At 35.9% G+C, this 22,690-nt stretch carries 15 protein-coding genes; 2 read left to right on the forward strand and 13 right to left on the reverse strand.

Going from position 1 to position 22,690, the window contains the following annotated elements; genetic code table 11:
* Positions 1-31: 31 nt before the first annotated feature.
* The 10 genes from KCG49_RS04755 to KCG49_RS04800 form a co-directional block, all read right to left on the reverse strand.
* Complete coding sequence (locus KCG49_RS04755) at positions 32-4,858, reverse strand: T9SS type B sorting domain-containing protein (RefSeq protein WP_218545057.1); 4,827 nt, start codon at positions 4,856-4,858, stop codon at positions 32-34.
* Positions 4,859-5,270: 412 nt separating this feature from the next.
* Positions 5,271-7,115: a T9SS type B sorting domain-containing protein gene (locus KCG49_RS04760; protein ID WP_256259862.1), complete on the reverse strand. Its 1,845-nt coding sequence runs from the start codon at positions 7,113-7,115 to the stop codon at positions 5,271-5,273.
* A 36-nt stretch (positions 7,116-7,151) separates the two neighbouring features.
* On the reverse strand, positions 7,152-9,611 hold the full coding sequence (locus KCG49_RS04765) for a T9SS type B sorting domain-containing protein (protein WP_256259863.1): 2,460 nt from the start codon (positions 9,609-9,611) through the stop codon (positions 7,152-7,154).
* Between the two features lie 2 nt (positions 9,612-9,613).
* A complete protein-coding gene (locus tag KCG49_RS04770) occupies positions 9,614-13,054 on the reverse strand; it encodes a T9SS type B sorting domain-containing protein (RefSeq protein WP_218545059.1) in 3,441 nt (1,146 codons plus the stop codon).
* Positions 13,055-13,159: 105 nt separating this feature from the next.
* Positions 13,160-13,993, reverse strand: a complete 834-nt coding sequence (locus KCG49_RS04775) for an ABC transporter permease (protein WP_218545060.1) — start codon at positions 13,991-13,993, stop codon at positions 13,160-13,162.
* An 86-nt stretch (positions 13,994-14,079) separates the two neighbouring features.
* Positions 14,080-14,979 (reverse strand): ABC transporter ATP-binding protein, encoded by a 900-nt coding sequence (locus tag KCG49_RS04780; protein WP_218545229.1) that lies wholly within the window; start codon positions 14,977-14,979, stop codon positions 14,080-14,082.
* A gap of 145 nt (positions 14,980-15,124) precedes the next feature.
* A complete protein-coding gene (locus tag KCG49_RS04785; protein ID WP_218545061.1) occupies positions 15,125-15,646 on the reverse strand; it encodes an IS1096 element passenger TnpR family protein in 522 nt (173 codons plus the stop codon).
* Between the two features lie 76 nt (positions 15,647-15,722).
* Entirely contained in the window at positions 15,723-16,739 is a 1,017-nt protein-coding gene (locus KCG49_RS04790) for a COX15/CtaA family protein (RefSeq protein ID WP_218545062.1), read from the reverse strand.
* Complete coding sequence (locus KCG49_RS04795) at positions 16,726-17,193, reverse strand: GNAT family N-acetyltransferase (RefSeq protein ID WP_218545063.1); 468 nt, start codon at positions 17,191-17,193, stop codon at positions 16,726-16,728. The genes KCG49_RS04790 and KCG49_RS04795 overlap by 14 nt, the downstream gene beginning before the upstream one ends.
* Positions 17,190-18,605 carry a CCA tRNA nucleotidyltransferase gene (locus tag KCG49_RS04800; protein ID WP_218545064.1) on the reverse strand — a complete coding sequence of 472 codons (1,416 nt, stop codon included), beginning with the start codon at positions 18,603-18,605 and terminating at the stop codon, positions 17,190-17,192. The genes KCG49_RS04795 and KCG49_RS04800 overlap by 4 nt, the downstream gene beginning before the upstream one ends.
* A gap of 100 nt (positions 18,606-18,705) precedes the next feature.
* On the opposite strand from KCG49_RS04800, the gene KCG49_RS04805 reads away from it, so the two are divergent.
* Positions 18,706-19,455: a lipopolysaccharide kinase InaA family protein gene (locus tag KCG49_RS04805; RefSeq protein ID WP_218545065.1), complete on the forward strand. Its 750-nt coding sequence runs from the start codon at positions 18,706-18,708 to the stop codon at positions 19,453-19,455.
* Between the two features lies 1 nt (position 19,456).
* Here the strand turns inward: KCG49_RS04805 and KCG49_RS04810 are convergent, their stop codons facing one another.
* From KCG49_RS04810 to KCG49_RS04820, 3 genes are read right to left on the reverse strand one after another with little or no spacing between them, the layout of a single operon-like run.
* Positions 19,457-20,221 carry a glycosyltransferase family 2 protein gene (locus tag KCG49_RS04810; RefSeq protein ID WP_218545066.1) on the reverse strand — a complete coding sequence of 255 codons (765 nt, stop codon included), beginning with the start codon at positions 20,219-20,221 and terminating at the stop codon, positions 19,457-19,459.
* Between the two features lie 16 nt (positions 20,222-20,237).
* Positions 20,238-21,281, reverse strand: a complete 1,044-nt coding sequence (locus KCG49_RS04815) for a CDP-glycerol glycerophosphotransferase family protein (RefSeq protein WP_218545067.1) — start codon at positions 21,279-21,281, stop codon at positions 20,238-20,240.
* Positions 21,281-21,961 (reverse strand): phosphocholine cytidylyltransferase family protein, encoded by a 681-nt coding sequence (locus tag KCG49_RS04820; RefSeq protein ID WP_218545068.1) that lies wholly within the window; start codon positions 21,959-21,961, stop codon positions 21,281-21,283. The genes KCG49_RS04815 and KCG49_RS04820 overlap by 1 nt, the downstream gene beginning before the upstream one ends.
* 119 nt (positions 21,962-22,080) lie before the next feature.
* Between KCG49_RS04820 and KCG49_RS04825 the strand changes: the two genes are divergently transcribed.
* Positions 22,081-22,683, forward strand: a complete 603-nt coding sequence (locus tag KCG49_RS04825; protein ID WP_218545069.1) for a YrbL family protein — start codon at positions 22,081-22,083, stop codon at positions 22,681-22,683.
* Positions 22,684-22,690 lie beyond the last annotated feature (7 nt).

The raw sequence follows: 22,690 nt of genomic DNA on the forward strand, positions 1-22,690 counted from the left end.
TAAGAGGTTAAAGAAATTTAAGATATGCACATTATCTTCTTAAGGCAAAATGACCTTTAACTTCAAACGATTCATTACCTCGTCTTACTTCTGCAACAAACCAATAGTCACTAGCAGGTAGCTTACTCCCGTTTAAAGTACCATCCCATCCAGGAGTATTATGCCTTAATGTTGTTAGGTGTTTGCCGTAACGGTTAAAGATATGAATAATCGTCCCTGGTAAAGTTTCTATACCAACGATATGCCATCTATCAAACTGGCCGTCATTATTTGGGGTCATATGTTTTGGTATGTCAATAACTAAAACATCTCTTGTGACTTGCGAACAGCCATTTAAATCTATAATAGTAATGGTATGGTAACCCATGGCCACATTTTCGAACACATTAGATTCTTGTGGTTCACCATCATCTAACTGATAAAGGTAATTGCCTATACCACTAATAGTTATGGTGATGTTATTTGGGTCTGAGAAATCAACAACCTCTGTGGACTCAATTGTTGCAGCTTCAGATTCCGATACCGTAAAAACACGAGTGTTTTCACAACCAAACTCTGTGGTAACACTCACCCAATAAGTACCAATCTCCGTAATCTCTATTTCTGAAGTCGTTTCACCAGTTGACCATAAATATTGATCTGTCGTAATATTGGTATTGGCAGAAACCACCAACGGTAGGTTGTCTAAACAAATAACCTGATCTTCTATATCAATTACAGGTAATGGGTTTATTATGACCGAGAATTCTGTAGTAGCAAAACACCCTGTAGAATTGTTCTCAATTCTAGCAAATATAATTTCGCTATCAAAAGCAATATAATTTGTGTCTAATGCTGAATCGTTTTCGTTAGCTTGTGATTCGGTATTATGATAAGTAATGGTGAAATTTGAAGAATTTTGATCTCCTAAAATACTTGTGTTTTGCTGTATAAGATCAAACTCTAAAAGTCCATCAAAATCGTCATCACAAGCTGTCAGATCATTAGGTTGGTTTGCTATTGGTGCAGGATTTACATTTAGGTTAAATTCATGAACGGTGTAGCAATGTGTTGTACTAATTTCTACCCTAGCAAATAATGTGTCATTATTGCTTACATAAGTATAATTTAAATCCAGAGGGTTTGTATTTGCTAAAGCATCTGCTTCATTGGTATAATAGCTAAAGAGTATGTTAAAGTTTTCATCCATTATCACACTATTGATTTCACTTAAATCAAAGCTGTTATTCTCATTTTCACAAATATCATAAGATTGAAAATCGTTAATTACAGGAGGCATGTACACTAATAAGTCTATTGGCAACAGCGCAAAACAGTCTGAAATGGTATTGTTTATTTTAATGTAAACAGTTTGAGGGTTACTTGTATTAGTATAAGTTTCGGGGTTAGAAATAGCATTTACATCTACTTCAGCATCCTCAACACTCTCAAAATAAGTAATCTCTATATTATTTTGTCTTACGTCTAGAATGTCAAACTCTGTTTGGGTTAAATCAAATTCGGTTAAGCCATCATAATCATCATCACAGGCAGTAACTTGAGGAGATTCATTGACTTGTGGTATTTGTATGACGTTTAATTCAAAAGTAGTGATGGAATTACATATACTGCCATTATCTATCTGTACAAATATGGTCTGTGGGTTTGTGGTATTGGTATACTGAAGAGGCAAGGCGTCAACACTGTTTTCAGCATTAGAGAGCGATAGGTAAAATGTAACTGCTAAATTATCTGTAATGTCTTCTGAAATTTCATCGATTTTAGTAGATAAATCAAAAGCTTCAGAACCATCATTTTCTATATCATCACAAACAAACCAATCTGCTGGTTGATTAAAAACTGGGTTAGTGCCTACTTCTATTGTAAAGTTTGATGTACCATAACAATTTTGATCCGATAAATTTTCAACTCTAACAAAAATAGTTTGTGGATTGCTTGTATTTTGAAAGGCAACATCCTTATCAATGGCATTTGCACGGTTATCTGCATCCTCTTGATTTAGATAATATAAGACCTGTTTACCTGTTTGTCCATTCAAAATTTCTGCATCTTTAGTGTTGAATATAAAATCACTAAAACCATCACTATTATCCTCACAATTTTTATAGTTATCTATTGCAGAAAAAACAGGAGTTGTATTTACTGTGACATTCAATATTTCTATAGAAAGACAACCTGTTACTGTATTTTCAACTCTAATAAATAAGGTTTGGGTTTCTGCATTAAAGCCATTTTCATCTATAACAGCATTTGTACCGTTGTCTGCATCTTCTTGACTCGTATGAAAACTAATAGCTCTTTCATTGGTGCTACTTACGATTTCTGGAATAACGTCCGATAAATTTATGACTGAAAAACCATCTTGATTATCGTCGCATATAATAATATCTGATGGAGTAGAGGTGATGGGAGCTTCTAAAACTGTAATTTCAAAAGACGTAACATCAGAACACCCTGTTACATTCGATAAAATTCTTGGATAAACTCTGAATGGATTTGTGGTATTGGTATAAAAGTTTGGTAATTCGTTCGTATTGTTTAAAGCCTCATCTTCAGTAAGAAAATAGGTAACGCTAAAGTCGTCTTGAGCATCAGTAACTAAAATATCAAACTGCGATAAATCTGTTGTGGTAATTCCGTCTTGATCCTCATCACAAACGGATTGATTGATGATATTTTCAAATTCGGTAACTGGCGTAAGTGATAGTTCAATGTCTTCGATATCACTACAAGTTGGACTAAAAAGATTTATATAAATAATTTGTGGATTGCTTGTGGGCATAAAGGGAACCGTTTCATCTATTGGGTTCGTCTGATTATCCCTATCATTTTCGTTTAAGTAAAAGTCAATAGAAATATCTGGGATATCATTGATAATAGTTTCTGCTATTGACAAAAAGTTGAACGTTTCAAATCCATCATTATCAATATCACATTGAGAAAAATCTCTAATATTTGTGGCGGTAAGCAACAAATTGGTATGGATTTCAACTGGTGTTACCGACCCACAACCAGTAGTGTTGTCTTCAACTCTGATGTAGACAACCTGCTCTTCTATAATTATGTTAGTGTAATTGGTATCATCTAATATAGGGTTAGTGCCAGCTAGTGCATCTTCATTAGTTTCGTGAAACGTTACTGTAACATCAGTTAGACCTTGTAGTACATTTGGGATAATACTGGTTAAATCAAAATTTGCAAATCCATCATGATCTTGGTCGCAAGCGTCAATATAATGATCTTCAGTATTAATAATTGGGTTGCCTAAAACCGTAACATTTAAAGTTGTAGTACTAATACATCCTGTTTGCGGGTTTTGTACACTTACAAATACTTGTTCATTTGCATTAATGTTAACATAAGGCATGGATAACGGGTTAGAACCAGTTTCAGCATCTAAAGCCGTACTGTGATATGTCACAGCCAAATTGTTTTGCCCATTGGTAATTTCATCGTTTTTTATGTTTAAATCAATCGTAGTAAAACCATCAGCAGTTTGGTCATCACATACATTTAGTGGTGTAGGATCTGTGATGGTTGGCAATGGGTTAACTCTTAGATTGAAAGTTGAAAATGCCAAACATCCATTATCAGTATCTTCAATTCTTACATGTATTAATTGTGGATTCGATGTGTTTTGAATTAGGCTTGAAATTGAATTACTGCCGGATTGAGCCTCAGCGTTGGTATAATGATAGGATATGGTATAATTTGAAGAAGGCACCGAAGCCAGGACTTCAGCATCTTTGGTTGATAAATCGAAAGTCTCAATGCCATCATTACTAATGTCATCACAGAGTTCATAATCCAAAATTGGATCAGAAGATTGTGTAGAGCTAAGCGTAATATTAATATCGTCTTCAATTATGCAAGCACTTTCTAATAGCGGAATTGAAATTTCAACACGGTAATTTCCGGTTTCTGTAACATCAAAAGTTGTTTGTGTCTCTGACGGAATAAGAACATTGTTGAAAAACCAAGCATAAGTAGCTTGAGGATTTCCAATATCTCCATTTAGTGTCACTTCGGTTGCACAGGTTGAAAAATCTTCTCCTAAATTCACAGAAGCATTAAAACTGTTGCCTTCAATAAAAACGGCAGAATCATAATTTTCATCAGTTTGATCGGCTATAATAAGTTTTATTTGATATTGCACATTTGGTTGAATTGAAGCTGTAGCAGAAAGTACAGTAGTTCTACCATTATAGTTGGTGTCTCCTATACTATAGCCTTCAAAAAATTCTGCATTTGAAGCGTTGCAAAAACCTACAATTTCTTCGTGAACCGTATTGGTATTCACAGGCGTGGTTGTTCCAGGCACCAATGCAATATTGGTATACGGATTACCAGAACCCGCTTCTCTAATCAAAAAGGCAAAACCGTCTGAGTACTCACATGGAAAATTACCAAAATACTCTTCTGATGCTAATATGTAATTGAATTGGATTTGGTTAGAAATAGATGTAAAATTAAACTCAATGGATGTGGCGTTAAGAGTTTCTGTAATGCCCAAGGCGGTTTCTAAATCTGTATCAGTGGTCCAACTATTATTACCATCATTTAAAATGGTATCATTTTGTCCATTACCAGCAGCGCTAGCATCACCAGTTGTTAAGACGATTCCGTTCTCAAAAGGAAAGTTAGACGCTCCACGTTCAAAATAGCCAAAACTTCCTAAACCTATAGAGCTGCCGTTAGATGGAGAATTAATATTGGAGACTTCCACACAGCCTTGAATCAGTCTATTTTCAATTAAATCTTGGGCTGAAACTGTATTATCGACAGTTATCTGTTGTCCATAAGATAACCTGCAAATAATGCATAGGACTATGAAGAGGGAAGGTTTGATGCACTTCATATGTTAGGGTTAAGTTTTTAAGATACAAATAGAATTAGATTTGGGGCTAAAACCATTTTGTAGCTTGTAAAGTAAGTATAATAAAGATTAAACGCAAATAAAATACGATGAAATGCGCAAAACGTTAACATTTGATAACTTTTACTCTTATAAAACATTAAAAAAGACCTCAAAAAGAGGTCTTTTTCCCAAATTGAAATTTCGAAGCATTAGTGCCTCAATACATAATGCAATTTACCCGAAAACTCAATATCATAATATTTTATAATAAAAGTGTTTTATATCCTTAACTCTTAAAAAAATATAGCGTTTTTGAGGGGAGTATGTAAAAATTAGACGCAACTCTTAAAATTAAACTAAGCAATTGATATGTGCAAAAGAATAAGATGAATGCACAAAAAGATTAACATTTTCAATAATTTACGTACACCCAACCTACCATTGGTCGATAGTTGGGATCATTGAGGTTTAAAATATAATAATAAGTGCCAACAGGAACAGTATTACCATGGTTATTTAAACCTCTATTTATCTTGCCATACCAAGGTTTGTCGTTGTTGCCCTCGAAAATAATATCTCCATAACGGTTATAAACTTGAAGCTCATGCTCTGTAAAAATATTGTACAGCCCTTGAATATTGAACCAATCGTTATGTGTATCGTCATTTGGAGAAAAACCATCTGGTATATATGGCGGACAATTTTCTATAGTTAAGTCGAACTGAAAGATCTCGTAACAAGGAGGACTTTCTAACCTCACATAAATGGTTTCTGGATTGGTTATGTTGTTATAGTTACTTGGAATTAAAATGGCATTGGATACCGTTTCCAAGTCCTCTAAAGAAAGGAAGAAAGAAATATTATCTTCAGTATAGCTTATATCAGTTAAAGCTTCAAATAGATTATATGTTGAGGTTTCAAAACCTTCATTACAGTCAATTAGAAATTGAAGTGTAACGATATCTGGTATAACAAGCAATTCAATGTCTGCAAGATTTACATTGTTAACTTCATTCGTTTCTGTAATAGTTCCTCCTGTAATACCATCATCATCTACAATAGCTATAATGATTAAACTAGAATCGGAACCTTCGGGTATGGTAACGCTTATGGAACTACTTTCACTTTCGCCTATGGGAATTACATTTATGGTTTGGCTTTGTCCTAGTAAAAGTCCATCTAAATAAAAGGCAATGGGAGTATTGGCTGGCAGTGGAGCGGTACTGTTAAAGTTGTTGACGGTATAAAACAATTCAACATTACTATCTCCACAATTAACAATATAATCGTCGATATTTATAGTAGCATCAGGTAATTGGCTATTAAGGACAGTAATGATATTATTTATAATAATAAGATCGGCACTAAAAGTACCATTTTCATTTATTCCTCCAGTCGTTAGTTTAATAGATACAGAAGAGTCACCTACATTAATATTGTTCTCAATATCATAGACATCTAGGTCAGCATTATAAAATGTATTAGAATTGGTAAAAGTGTTTGTGCCATTAAAAGCATTGTCTGGTAGATTTAATGGTGGATTAGAAATTATATTTCCGTTAATGGATAACGATTCTCCATAGTTGAGATTATTATCTCCTTCCCAAGCAAGAAAACCAATTTTTGCATTTTCATTATCTATAACATTGACATTATCCAACGTTATCTCCAACTCTTGCACATTGGCATTTATGATTTCTAGACCTTGATACAGGTTAATTTGATTCAATGGTAGGCTGCTATCTTCGTATATAATATAAATGCACCAACCTCCAAAATTTGTCTTTCTTTCACAAAACCCTGGATAAGTCAATAGATCTGATGATATATCCATATTGGAAAATTCATAGACACCATTGTCTTGATCTATTATAAGTTGAGTAATATCGGCATAATTAGAAAAATATTCTAGTTGACCATACAAAAAATCGTTATAAAATACACTATAAGTGGCTTGGCTAACAATAGGTGTGCCATTTAAGGAAACTTCAGGATCACCAGAACCAGAACCTGCCCAATACAAATAAGCCTTTATGATTTGATAATTAGAATCTAGACTCAATGTGGCTTCTGAAGATTCTAATATGTTACAAAATTCAGGTTCAGCTATATTGTTTTCATCAGGATTTAATGTATTACCAATAGCTGTATAGTCATATCTACCATTGAACTGTTGAAACAAAGATATGTCTTGTGCCTGTGCTGGAATAGTAATACCAAAAATTAGAATGCATAATATGTGTTTTGCGCTTTTCAAAGTTTTAGTTTGGTAGACTAAGTTAAGATATTTAATTCATCGTTTTAAAGTAAAATGGCTTGTAAATGTCCTACCATCCTGCAGGACCACCCTGAACCAGTAGTCGCTAGCGGGCATCCTTGCGCCATTGTACGTCCCGTCCCATCCCGGGCCAAGCGGGTTCAGCTTGGTCAGGAGCTTTCCGTAGCGGTCAAAGATATATATGCTTGAATTGGCCTGAAATTGGTTGGCAATGCCGTCGACCTGCCAAAAATCGTTGTCATCGTCGTTGTTCGGCGTGAAGAACTTGGGGAAACCGATCACGGATACCAGCTGCTCGGCAATGCCGCAGTTGTTCCTGTCGCGCACATAGACGGTGTACAGTCCCGGCCTTAGATTGTCAAAAACGTTCGAATCCTGGTACGGGCCGTTGATATCGTCCAGGGCATACTCATAGTCTCCCTCGCCGGTGGCAAAGACCGTTATGGAATTGTTGTCCGAGGCATCTATGATCTCAACGTTGGTTATGGTGGCGATATTGGAGGGCAGCACCGATATGGTCCTGTCCTTAGAGCATCCATTGGTATTGGTCACCCTTACGGTGTAGGTTCCCGGGGAGCTGACCTCGATGGTTGCGGTATCCTCACCCGTGGACCACTCGAAGAGGTAGTTGCTGGGCGAATCGTTGGTGATCCCCGCATCTAGCACAATGATCTGTGGGGAAAGGTTGAGGCAGTAGAGCGTCTCGAACTCTGTCTCTATGTCCGGCAGTTCAAAAACGGTAAGCTCAATCTCACTGATGCCATAGCAGGCGTTGGAATTTTCGACGCGCCCGTAGATGGTCTGGCCGTAGGGTGTTGTGTTGGTATAGTTGCTGCCGAGTGGATTGGTCTCCAACAGGGCATCGGTGTAGGTTTCGTAGTACTGGAGGTCCAGGCCAGCCGGTGCTCCCGCCAGTACGATGGGATTGGTATTGCTGAGGTCGAATGTAGCGATGCCATCCTCAGTGCCGTCGTCATCGCAGACCGAAATGCTGGCGTTGTTGGATGCGGTTGTGCTGACTTCCAGTGATACCTCACTGAAACTGACACAGCCCGTATTGGTGTTGGTGACCCTTGCATAAACAATCTGTGGGTTGAAGAAGTTTTCAAAGGCGTTACCATCAATACCATTCTCATCATTTTCGGCATCAACCTGAGATAGGTAATAGCTAACCGAGGCATTAGGGTCACTATCAGTAACGGCATCAGCAGCTTCGGTAATATTGAATGTTGTAAAACCTTCTGGAATACCATCCTCGTCACATTGTATTAATGAAACGTCATTGGCATTAGGTTTAGCGGCGACTACTATATCAAAAGTAGTGAAGCCAACACATCCACTATCAAGATCTTCAATACGAACAAAGATTTCTGTTGGTGTTGGAGCTGTGTTGGTGTAAATTGTTGGTAATGGAGCAGTATCCATTTCTGCATTAGCTAAATTTAAATGATAGCTGATATTATAATTGGCTCCTGGGATTCCATTTATAATTTCCTGTGTTTTAAAGTCAAAATCGAAAGTAGTAATGCCATTTTGGTCATCTCCATCTGTATCATCGTCACATAATTCGTAAGTCGTAGGTGTGTTAAAATTTGATAGTGTAGTGACATTAATAGTAACGTCATTAATAATAAAACAACCAGTTGTAGTGTTCTCAATCCTAATAAAAACAGCTTGACTAATACCTGATGTATTAAACACACTACCTATTGGATTTGCGTTGATATTAGCATCACTTTCCGAACTATGATAGGTTACAGCAATATCACTTTCTCCATTGACAATATCTTGGGTTAAACTTGTAAGGTTAACTTCGGTTATATTATCATTAAAGGGATCTAATCCATCACAAATATCGATACTTGGTAGAGTTGTAATACTGGGACTTGGTAAAATAGGGTTCGTTGGATTATCTGGAAATGTTGCTGTACCAGTCCAATCCAAAGAAAATGGGCTGTTACCTATTGGTCTGTCTACAACTAAAAAATAAGTTTCACCAGCAAGTACATCTAGATCACTTACAAAACTATCGCCATCTGCTCCTGGGCCTTCACTAGGACTTGGATCAGTAGAGTTCATCCCTGTTAAATTGTTTCCCTGATTTGCAGCAGCTGGATTTGTAGTAGAGCAACGAATAGCCTGACCTATATTTCCACAGGTTACATTTGGCCCAAAAAGAAAAAAATCATAATCTTCATTGATACTATTACTTCCTGGTGTTAGCGTGAAGGCTAAAGTACCAGATGTCGCTATGGTCACTTCGAGCCAAATACTATTGTTTTCTTGACTCGAACATGCATTTGAACCTGTTAATTCCTGCGAGCCTATTCCACTTACATCTAAGCTAAAACTAGAATTTCCACAAACGGTTACAGCATTTACGCAATCATTAGGCTCTTGACTATAGCTTACCTGCACGCAAAGGCACAAAAAACAAAGTAATACTAAAGATCTTGAAGAAATGTATGGTTTCAAATTCATCGTTTTAAAGTAAAATGGCTTGTAAATGTCCTACCATCCTGCAGGACCACCCTGAACCAGTAGTCGCTAGCGGGCATCCTTGCGCCATTGTACGTCCCGTCCCATCCCGGGCCAAGCGGGTTCAGCTTGGTCAGGAGCTTTCCGTAGCGGTCAAAGATATATATGCTTGAATTGGCCTGAAATTGGTTGGCAATGCCGTCGACCTGCCAAAAATCGTTGTCATCGTCGTTGTTCGGCGTGAAGAACTTGGGAAAACCGATCACGGATACCAGCTGCTCGGCAATGCCGCAGTTGTTCCTGTCGCGCACATAGACGGTGTACAGTCCCGGCCTTAGATTGTCAAAAACGTTCGAATCCTGGTACGGGCCGTTGATATCGTCCAGGGCATACTCATAGTCTCCCTCGCCGGTGGCAAAGACCGTTATGGAATTGTTGTCCGAGGCATCTATGATCTCAACGTTGGTTATGGTGGCGATATTGGAGGGCAGCACCGATATGGTCCTGTCCTTAGAGCATCCATTTGTATTGGTCACCCTTACGGTGTAGGTTCCCGGGGAGCTGACCTCGATGGTTGCGGTATCCTCACCCGTGGACCACTCGAAGAGGTAGTTGCTGGGCGAATCGTTGGTGATCCCCGCATCTAGCACAATGGTCTGTGGGGAAAGGTTGAGGCAGTATAGCGTCTCGAACTCTGTCTCTATGTCCGGCAGTTCAAAAACGGTAAGCTCAATCTCACTGATGCCATAGCAGGCGTTGGAATTTTCGACGCGCCCGTAGATGGTCTGGCCGTAGGGCGTTGTGTTGGTATAGTTGCTGCCGAGTGGATTGGTCTCCAACAGGGCATCGGTGTAGGTTTCGTAGTACTGGAGGTCCAGGCCAGCCGGTGCTCCCGCCAATACGATGGGATTGGTATTGCTGAGGTCGAATGTAGCGATGCCATCCTCAGTGCCGTCGTCATCGCAGACCGAAATGCTGGCGTTGTTGGATGCGGTTGTGCTGACTTCCAGTGATACCTCACTGAAACTGACACAGCCCGTATTGGTGTTGGTGACCCTTGCATAAACAATCTGTGGGTTGAAGAAGTTTTCAAAAGCATCAGCATTGATTTCGTTTTCTTCATTCTCTGCATCTGATTGAGATAGATAAAACGCTATACTTCTGTCTGCGGCATTAGCTGTAATTTCTTCAATAAATGGATGTATGTTGAATACTGTAAAACCTTCTGGAATACCATCTTCGTCGCATTGTATGATTGAAATATCATTGGCAATGGGTACATCATTTATAGTTATTTGGAAACTACCAGTGCTGTAGCACGTTGTGTTGGGGGTATTTTCGATTCTAACAAAAATAGTTTCATTAAATGCTGTGGTATTAGTGTAGGTGAGTGGTAATTGAGAGGTATTGTCATCTGCATCTGTTTGGGTAGGATGAAATGTAACAGCAGTTTCAGATTCCTCTTGAGTACCACGAATGGTTGGGATTAAATCCCCAAGTTCAATAGTTGCAAAACCATCCATTGGATCTGCTTCATTATCACAAAACTCAATATTGTTTAATTGTGCAATCTGTGGTGTATTAAAGACTTCAACTTGAAATGTGTTGATGTCAAAGCAGTTAGGATTTTCGTTGTTTTCAACACGTGCATAAATTATTTGCGGATTGCTAGTATTGGTATAAGGAAATGTGATTTCGTTTTCTAGGTTATTGGCATCGGCAGGTGTTTCAAAATAACGAACATTATATTGCGAAGGAGCTTGAGCTAATAGTGCTTCGCTATTCTTATCCGTGAAATCAAATCCTTCAAAAATACCATCATTGCCACTATTATCACAAACACCAACATTAGTTATCGGATTAGCTATGGGAATATCAAATACGCCTACCACAGCACTACCTTCAATTGGACAGTCTCCATTATTAGGTTCAATATAAACTTCATAAAAACCAGGTGAATCGATTAATAACTGAAATGTTGTCTCAGCTAGTGGAGCTCCGTTAAAAGACCAAATGTAGTCTGCACCTGTAATATCATCAGCTTGTAAAGTGTAATCGTCACCTACACATAATGCCAATTCCGTAGTACTAATGCCATTTCTTATAATATCGGTTTGTGAGTTGAATAGCGATTGAATAAATGGAGGTAATCCAATTCTACCTGTATTCTGATTAAATCCATTTACATCCAAAAGGACTCCTTGTTCGTCATAGTTGGCTGCAGCGCCATCTGCTTCAGGATTATTGATGACGCCTATATATCTTGAAATTGTAGTATTACCGTTAAAGCTAAATTGAGCTCTGTAGATACGTCGGTCCACGCCTAATTGTAATGCTCCAGCACTTATGCTATTTGAAGAATGCACAATTTGAAGCGAGTTTGGTATATCTGCACTTTCCAAATCCCATTGTAATACTTGGCTAGCACCATTACCTGATGCTCCTGTACCAACTGTAGCATAGGCTTTACGATTTTCGGCAGAAAACTCAACTCCATAAGGGCTATCATTATTTTGAGCACTGTAAAGTTCAACATTATTCGATACAATTCCTGTATCATTATCAAAATCATATAAGTAAACACCACCACCAGCATCTCCAGCTGTTACGTTAGATTCACCAAAATGAGCAACTAACAACCTGGAAGCATCAGGTGATGCTTTAATGTAACCAAGAGAGTTTCTTCTGTAACCTTCAATAGGAATATAGGGCCCAACAGTGGAAATTACAGGATTAATATCTACACCGGTAACATCAATTTTAAAACTATAAAATGAATCTCCAAAGTGTGTAATTACCCAAAAGGCAGAACAATCTTCTGCTCTCACTGCTGTTATTTTTTCTGAACATTTATAACTCGCTTCTAAAGTGTTGGTGGTATCGTAGGTTATGAGAGGTACATTTTTTTCGGTATCCACAACATCACCCAAACCACCATTTAGGGTCATGTCTACTAGCGAATAATTAAAGCCATTATTAAAACCATCATCGGATCCTGGTACAGCTCCACCGCTATCATATCCTCCAGTAAATTGATTAGGAAATACACTTGCATTATTATGATGCGGTTCATCTACGGTGAAGATATAATATTGTGTGGGGTCTTCTGGTTTAGGAACAATAAGGCCTGACGATGTACTTGATGGGTCACCCAACAGTCCTGTATTGCCAAAATAATTTCCATTGGCCATGATCTGGTGGTTACGGTTCCATACCGTTCTACCATCAGTGTAGAATTGAAGTGTCCCGTTTTCATCCGAAATAGATGTGCAACCTTCTAAAGTATTGATTTGCCCATTGGTAATAGCAGTAACCGTTCCTGTAGTTGTGTTAAAACGTAAGCCAGCATTTTGTCCGAAGTACCAATAAGATGCTTCGTTTTGTGCAAAGGCTAGCACACTGAGAAGCAATAATAATATAAAAAGGCAACTCTTTTTCATAATAACTTAGGTGAACTGACTACACGTTTCAATACAATATAACAACTAGAACTTAAAAACTCCTAGATTAGTATCGAAAACCACATAGCAATTACTACAAAGCTATTACAAATCTCTCATTTTTAATAATCGATAGGATAAAAAGATAAAAAGTGCAGCCCAACACAATACAATTGCTATTTCGTACCAATGTACAGCATAATCGTAAGACAAATCTTCTCCAACCTGATTGGCAACGGCTTTTACGGCAGACAATCTCGAAAAAGGCTGGTCGATAAGATTCCACAAAGATTTAAATGGTAAAAACTGGTAAATATTATCAGCTAAATCTGTACCTCGATTATATGCTGATACCACACTGTAACTAATAAACTCTACAAGAAATAAAACAATCATTGTAGCTACTGCAAAAGCAGAACGCTTTATAAGTACACCTAGAAACAAACCGAAAGCAAAAAAGCCTACCAACTTTACAAAAAAGGCAATTAGGTATTCTAAATCGGTAAAGATTATGGACGATTCTATAAAACTAGAATAAAATAAACCTAAGACCAAGGATACCAAAAATACAAATATGGTAGATATAAAAGCAAAAGCTAAGACGGTATAAAATTTCGATAGAATAAACTCTTTTTTACTTAAGCCATCAATAAGATTTTGCTTTAAGGTCTTGTTGCTATATTCGTTGGAAACCATGGAAACGATGACCAACAACAAGAAAAATTTTAATAAACCAGCAATAAAGGTGTTAAAATGCCATATATATGGAAAATTGAAAATCCCCATTTCTGCTAAATGGAATTTTACAGGTCCGATATCAAATTTTATTACTGCAAAAAGAGCAATTAAAACGAGTAGAATAAAATAGGTTAATATTAGTATCCTACTAGCTTTATTATATTTTAATTTATCAAATTCTATTTTTAATAATCTTAACATACTGCGGATAGGTTGTGCTTAATTCTTATGAAATTATGCTGTTTTTCTCGGTCCTTCAATAACGTTTAGGACAGGTTGATTTATATTTAATTTAATTTGTCAGTTAATTGTAAGAATTGCTCTTCTAAGCTTTCTTTTCGTTTAACTAAATGTGAAAGCAGAATCCCTTTGCTGAACATCAACTTATTAAATTCTGATGCTGACATGGGTGCATTTAAAAAGGCCGTAATAAGCTCATCTTCAACTTTTATTTTTCCAAAACTATTGTCAGCTTCTAATAGGCTTAATAAATCTTGATGCTGCTCTGCTTTCAGCTCAAAGAAACCATGGCTATTAATCATCTCGTCAACACGACCTGAGTATAGTTTTTCTCCTTTACGTAAAACAACTACATGTGTGCAAACTTTCTCAACTTCATCAAGTAAATGTGAAGCCAATAAAATTGTTGTTCCGTTTGCTGCAATCTCTTTTATGATCTTACGTATTTGGTGTATTCCCTGTGGGTCGAGTCCATTGGTGGGTTCGTCTAAAATCAATATTTCTGGGTCATTCAAAAGTGCTGAGGCGATTGCCAGACGCTGTTTCATTCCTAAAGAGTAGGTTTTAAACTTATGATCTTTTCTTTCTAAAAGTCCAACAACTTCTAATTTTTCGGCAATTTTGCTATGATCCACACCTTTGATTCTACATACTAATTTTAAGTTTTGTTCTGCAGTCATGTACGGATAAAAGTTTGGACGCTCAATTATAGCACCTACCTGCTTTAAGGCATTGTGGGTTGAGGTGTTGCCATCAAACCAATGGAAATCTCCAGCAGTTTTATTAACGACATTAAGCACTATTCCCAGTGTTGTGGATTTACCACTTCCGTTAGGTCCCAAAATGCCATAGACATTACCTTTGTTTATTGTGAAACTTAGGTCTTTTACGGCTGTTAAATATCCGAACTTTTTAGTAAGATTGTTAATTGTAAGGATTGGCTCCAAAATATGATTGGTTTTAGTTGCTGAAATACTAAAAAATAAGTTCAGCATAAATTGGTTATGTAAGTAAGACGATTCTGTTCATTATTTGTTACATGAAAATAAAAAAAGCATCTCTTTGATGCTTTTATTTAATGGTTATTTGGTCTTAATTCCAGTTTTCGTCAAAATCTAAATCGCTGTAATCGTCTACATCGATGCCATCTTCAAACTCTTCATAATCATCTTCGCCATCGTCATCTGCTTCGAATGTTTTCTCTGGTGCTTCATCTGGGATCTGCCCATGTACAAACATTAAGTTTGGATAATCTGTACCTTGTGCTTCATCTACAATTTCTGCTAATTCTACATAGAACGTCCACATGTTCATAAAATCGTAGACATAAATAAGCTTTGGGGACGCTTCGTGTGCCACATCTTTTATTATGGTTGTGCTCATCATCTTAACCTTATTGTCTGCTTCGCTCATATCAAACATGGCAATTTCCTCACCTTGGTTCCATTCCTCATCGCTAATGTAAAATGATGCCATCTCCATGCCATCAAATCCAAATGATTGTGTAATGATATTATGCAAGTCTTCCATAGTGTCTGTTTCACGAATTTCTAAATCGCGAAAGACATCATCTTCAGTGTCGTTATCTAGTATAACTCTAAATCTATAAATCATGCGGCAAAGATAATATAATGCGTTTGAATGTTGAAAGTTTTTGAGGTTTGATAAGTTATTTATTAAGTGGAATAAATTACTTACTAAACCTGTGCAGTGTGAATGTCATACTGCTTAGCAAAATAAAAGCACCAATCTGATGCAATACACCTAACCAAACCGGGACGGCAAGTAGGAGTGTTAAAACACCTAGAAAAAACTGAACTACAACCATAACCAATAGGCTGTTGATACCTTTTTTCTGCCAAGAAGTTAAGTCATGTCGTGTTGCTTTGTACCATATCGCCAGAATAAAAATAACGACAATATACGCTAAGGTTCTGTGTACAAATTGCACACCACTTTTTCCTTCGATAAAATTGAGATAGGTTGGATTTTGTTCTGTATAAACAGTTTCGTGAATCAATTTATCTTCATTCATAAATGGCCAATGGTTATGTATCCAACCGGCATCTAAGCCAGCAACAAATGCACCATAAATAATTTGAATAACGAGCACAGCTAACCCAATGCGAATAAAGTTTCTTAACTTTTTGTCAATCTGTTTTTTATTTGGAAACATTAGATCTAAAGCTACCCAAAATGTATAAGCAAAGGTTAGGAAGGCGGTAGTTAAGTGTGCTGCCAATCTATAATGGCTAACGTCTGGTCTATCTACTAATCCACTTTTTACCATATACCAACCTAAAAACCCTTGGAAGCTTCCCATTATCAATAGAATAATTGCTTTTTTAATTGTGGGTCTTGAAAGTTGTTTACGTACTAAAAAAAATATAAATGGTATAATAAACACAAGTCCAATAAAACGACCAATAACACGATGAATCCACTCCCAGAAATAAATGTCCTTAAATTCCTCTAAAGACATACCATAGTTTAATTTTTGGTATTCTGGGTATTGCTTGTAAAGGTCAAAAGCTTCGTTCCATTCAATCTCGTTCATTGGAGGAATAGTGCCAGAAATGAGTTTGTAATTAGAAATGGATAATCCAGAATGTGTTAGTCTTGTAATACCACCTACGATGACCATTATAAAAATTAAAATACAGCCTGTAAGAAGCCAATAAATGACAGCGTTATTATCTTTTTTCATTATTTAATAATTTTTTTTCGAAACAAAGACTATTTTCCATCGCTTTGTATTGCCCGTACTTAGGAATTGAAACATAATTACATTTCTTATAAAAGCTTACAGCTTCAACTTGTCGTTTTCCGGTTTCAAGTATAGTATGAGTATAACCTAATTCAAAAGCCCAGGTTTCTAGTTCCTTCAATATGAGTTTAGCAATTCCTTTCTGGCGTTCTTCAGTTAGAGTGTACATGCGTTTAATTTCAGCTTTAGAATCGTTGAAAGGTTTAAAGGCACCGCAACCAATAGATTTTTTATCTGAATAAGCTACAACAACATATTTAAGATTCTCAATGGCATTAAACTGATTATAAAAATCGTGCTCATCTCCATCTGTAATTTTTAGATAAGCATCCAGTTGCTTCACTAATGCTACAAAATCTGAGTTATTTGAATTTGTTCTGACTAATTTTATCATACATCGATTGTCAATCCCAATGCTTTTCCTTTTTCAATCATCAATTTAAAGGCGGCTTCATGCTCATTAGGAATATCGCCTTCTAATATAGCTTCCTTAATAGCTTCCTTTATAATACCTATTTCTTTTGAAGGTTTTAGATTAAAAGTCTTCATAATCTCTTCCCCAGAAACTGGTGGCTGAAAATCACGAATACGATCACGTTCTTCAACTTCAACAATCTTTTCTCGTACTTTTTTAAAATTGTTGTGATACCTGTTAAACTTCCTAGGGTTCTTAGTAGTTATATCTGCTTCACAAAGTGTCATTAAGTCGTCAACGTATTCACCAGCATCAAAAACTAGACGTCTAACAGCAGAATCAGTGACATCGGTAGCCAATACAATTGGTCGTGAGCTCATCAATACCATTTTTTGAACAAATTTCATTTTATCATTCAATGGCATTTTAAGACGCTTAAATAGTTTATACACCATTTTAGAGCCCACAAATTCATGAGCATGAAAAGTCCATCCGATTTTTTTATGGAATTTTTTTGTTGGGGCTTTGCCAATATCATGCAGTAAAGCAGCCCAACGTAACCATAGATTATCTGTAGTTTTGGCAATATTATCAACGACTTCTAAAGTGTGATAAAAATTATCTTTATGGCGCTGCCCTTCAATTTCATCAATACCTTTTAACGCTGTTAATTCTGGTAAGATGTCATCTAAAAGCCCTGTTTTTTCTAAAAGTATAAAACCGATTGAAGGTTCATTACTTTCAAGAATCTTATTCAGTTCTGTAACGATACGCTCTTTAGTGATGATTTTTATCCTATCCTTGTTTGTAGCAATTGCTTTAAGTGAGGTGTCCTCAATTTTAAAATTCAATTGTGTTGCAAAACGGATGGCGCGCATCATACGCAAAGGATCATCACTATAAGTAATATTGGGATTTAAAGGTGTTCTAATAATACCTTTATCTAAATCTGAAATACCACTAAATGGATCTAGTAACTCACCAAAATTGGCTTTATTCAAGCTAAGAGCCAGAGCATTAATGGTAAAATCGCGACGATTTTGGTCGTCTTCTAAAGTTCCGTTTTCAACAATTGGATTTCTGCTATTCTCATTATAACTTTCTTTACGTGCACCTACAAATTCAATTTCAATATCGCCATAACGCAACATTGCGGTTCCGTATGTCTTAAATACCTGAACTTTTGGCTGATGCGGTAAGTTATTGGCAACCTGTTGCGCCAATTCAATACCGCTTCCGACGGCGACTATATCAATATCTTTTGCATTACCACGCTCCAAAAAATAATCGCGTACAAAACCACCAATGACAAAACAATCTAGCTCTAATGCCTCTGCAGATTGTGAAATAATTTGGAAAACAGGATGTTGTAAAGCTCGTTTATGGTTCATTTTTCCCCATTTGTAAATGGTTTTGCAAAGATACGATACAAGAGTAATCTTTTAAAATCAATTCGTATTAAAAGAAAAAAACTAATTGTAGTTTTGCACCATGCGACATGAGATCAATTCAGACTATATCGAATACAAGGATTTCTTGGATGATTGTATAATCAATTTTGATACTAAAGGTGAAGTTTTTGGAAATCAAAAGCGCAATTCACTAAAGCTGTTTTCTAAGGATAGCTTGACCATAAATATTAAGTCCTTTAAAATCCCAAATATTTTTAATCAAATTGTATATAGATTTTTTAGAAAAAGTAAGGCACAACGTTCGTTTGAGTATGCTTTAAAGTTGAAAAAACTGGAAATAGGCACGCCAGATCCTATTGCATATTACGAATTCTCATCGTTATTTTTATTCAAAAAAAGTTATTATATCAGCGAACAGTTAGAGTGTGATTTAACCTATAGAGAGTTGATCAATGATTTTGAATACGAAGATTATGAAAATATTTTGCGTCAGTTTACAAGATTCACTTTTAAGTTACATGAAAAAGGCATTGAGTTTTTAGATCATTCGCCTGGTAACACATTGATTACAAAAACAGATAACGGTTACAGTTTTGCATTGGTGGATTTAAATCGTATGAAGTTTGGCCCAATGGATTTTGATAAACGTATGAAGAATTTTGCCAGATTATCAAAGTATAAACATATGGTTGAGATAATGAGTGATGAATATGCCAAATGTATTGGTAAATCTTATGATGAAGTTTTTGATGTAATGTGGAAAGAAGTAAAAGCCTTTAGAGCTATAGTTGATAGAAAGAAGAAACTGAAAAAGCGCCTAAAGAAATAGGCTAGGATTTACGGTGCTTTCTGTATAGTTCCCTAAGCTTAGCGTACTTTAAAAAGGTAAGGTGACCTGTCTGATAGCAAATCATAAATCCATTAAAACCGTCTAAAAACCCTAATCTTAACACATAAGCTTTAAAGAATGCCCAAGTCGGATTCCAGATAAGTTTCCATGTAGGCACACTTTTGCCCAATTTATAATAGGCTTCAGCTGAGATTGAAGAAAAGTGCTCCATTTTTAGATTAAACTCAGAATAAGTTTGGTAGGTGAGATGCAAAATATCTCCTTTTAATTGTCCAATTTTTTTATTGGAATCCACTACAATATGGTCATGCGGATTAATACCTTTCCATGTTGCTTTACGTCTGTCAAAAACACGTAGCTTTCTATTGGGATACCAGTCTGAATGTTTTATCCACTGACCGCAAAAATTATTGAAACGATTGCAATAATAACCGTCTTGTTTCCAGTTATTTTTTAATGCTACAATGGATTGCTGAAGTTTTCCTGAAAGTGATTCATCACCATCCAAGGAAATAATATAATCGTTAGAGGCTTTACTTAATGCAAAGTTTTTCTGTTCGATATAACCTAAAAATTCCTGCTCAATAAAAACTACATCATATTTTTCACAAATGGTTTTGGTGTTATCTGTAGAATAAGAATCGACCACAATGATTTCATCAACAACATTGACAAGAGATTTTAAACACTCTTCAATGTAGCGTTCTTCGTTATAGGTGATTATGACTCCAGAAAACTTTATCATTTTGCTATAAGCAATGTTAGTACTTTTTATTTAAAAGTTTGTAATGTGTTTTCAATTTTCTAAAGGTAGATATTTTTCGTTTTTCTGGAACTTGATGTGTTATTAAATAATTTTCAACAGCCTCAACCATGCGTTGTGCAGATTTCCCATCGTTGTATGGGTGATAATCTTTTATGATACTTTTTCGTAACCCAGCATTACTATCGTTGTTAAGCGTATCTAAGACTTCCTTGCTTAAATTTTTATATAATTTTAAATCCTTCCATACAATGTTGCTCGAAATGCTATTAAACGTAATGGCGGGTTTGTCTAATAATAAAAACTCATAAACCACAGAAGAAGTATCACTTATAAGCAAGTCTGCTATAATCAAAAACTTTGTAATATCCTTTTCGTTCTTATATATAATATTGTCAGTATCATTGGCAAGTTGTTTATACTTATCAACCCATTCTTTGGCCATCAAGGGATGAAATTTCAATAATATTATGTAGTCTTTATTATAGGCAAGTGAATTTACTTCCCCTAACAAATGAGGAGCAGATGTTAGTTTAGGTGAAAATGTTGGTGCATAGAGTATAATTTTTTTGGCATTGTACTTGGCTAGCAAATCCTGCTTCTCAGTATTAAGTTCATTATGGTTTTTGTAGTAAACATCGAGTTTGGGCCAACCCGTTTCAATAACATCAAAATCTTTGTGCTCTTTTTTTAGTTCATTAAATCGGTTGGTGAAATAAGGCCCTTGGGTTAGGTAAAGATCAAAGTATTCTCGTATTCTGAAGTGTCCTTTTTTTTCACCTGCCAGACCGTGAAATACTTGAGTCTTTAAGCCTCTCAGAAAATAAGGTACTTCATTTCCCGGAGCAAAAATAACATCACTCTTAAAAGATTTTATTGCTTTTATAGAAGACGTATTGGGGTCGGTATGGTAAGGAAAACTATTGGTAATCTTAGGCGCAACATACCAAATAAAATCATGATTTCTTTCTGCCAAAACCTCTTTAATTGGGTTTAGGATAGCAAAGGCATAATTATTTAGACAGAAGAGCACAAACCGCATTACAATGTCTTGTTTACCTCATTTAGGTCTTCAACAAAATCTATTTCCATACAATTGTATTTAGAAATATCTACTGCTTGTACTTTAAGATTATCCTTTTCTATTGCTATTTCAAGGCCACGCTCAAAATAGTCGTTATCATCACACTCTTCTAAACGTGAAATAAAAGTTTTAATATCGCTTGATGAGATAAAATTGATACCTACAGCTTCACCCAAACCATTTTTAACTGTTTTAGATAATTCATTAATATAACCATCTTTTAGGGTGTATTTTACTTCTTCATCTGCAACTTTACTGGTGTTTACCGCTACAAAAGATGCATTGTTTTTAATGTAGGGATCCAAAATATCAAGTAAGTTTTCATCAAAAACAACATCACCATTAAACCAAAGTACAGATTTATCTTTATGCTTTTTTAAGGCTTGCAATAGGCTTTTGGAAGTGTTGGTTCTGTCAAAAAATGGATTGTAGACATAGGTCAATTCTGGGAAACGCTCCATGATTAAATCTTTTTTAAAGCCTACGACAACATTGATGTCGTCTATATCGTAACGCGATGCGATGTTATCGGTTTGCATTTTCATAATACTCTTACCGTTTTTTAGTGGAGTTAATGGTTTTGGAAAAGGGTTTCCTAGTCGAGAACCTATACCTGCAGCAAGAATTATTATTTTCATATATACATCATTTTTTAGCGCGTTCAAAGATAAAGCTAATAATTAAGTAACAAAATGGTAACATTAAATTAAAATTGTCATTTTTTTGTTGACAGAATTATTACTTCTAATTTTGTTTTATGATAGAGCTGCAAAACAAGTATTATATTGGTGAAGGAGAGATAAGATTTTGCTATGAGCATCCAAAAAATAGACAGCTGTGTATAAAAATTCCACGCCCAGAAACCACGCGAGAGTATACCGAAAAAGAGCTCTTGTATTTTAAAAAACTTTCTAAACGCAACAAATCTGTATATAGATATCCATTTTATTCTGATTTTAATGGTGAGGTAGAAACTAATTTGGGTCTTGGGCAAATCTTTGATTTGGTACGAGACGAAACCAACGGTGAAATCTCAAAAACCTTAGAATATTATCTCATAGAAAATAATACTATTGAAGATAAAAAATTAGAAGATGCTTTGGGTATTTTGAAACAGCAAATGACCAAGCATAAAGTTTTTACAAGAGATTTACGAGCCAGAAACATCTGTTGTAAGATCAATAAAGATGATTCTGTTGAACTTATTATCATTGACGGCATTGGTCATAGAGACTTTTTTCCTTTTGCGGATTGGTTTCATTATTTTTCTAAAAAGAAGGTTGATCGCACATTTACCAAATGGCATTTTGATAGTTTGGATGCGCAGAGGAAATTTTTAATAAAAGATGCAAAGAAGTAGCTTTTAA

This window comes from Winogradskyella luteola (genome assembly GCF_019203985.1).
Taxonomy (GTDB): Bacteria; Bacteroidota; Bacteroidia; order Flavobacteriales; family Flavobacteriaceae; genus Winogradskyella; species Winogradskyella luteola.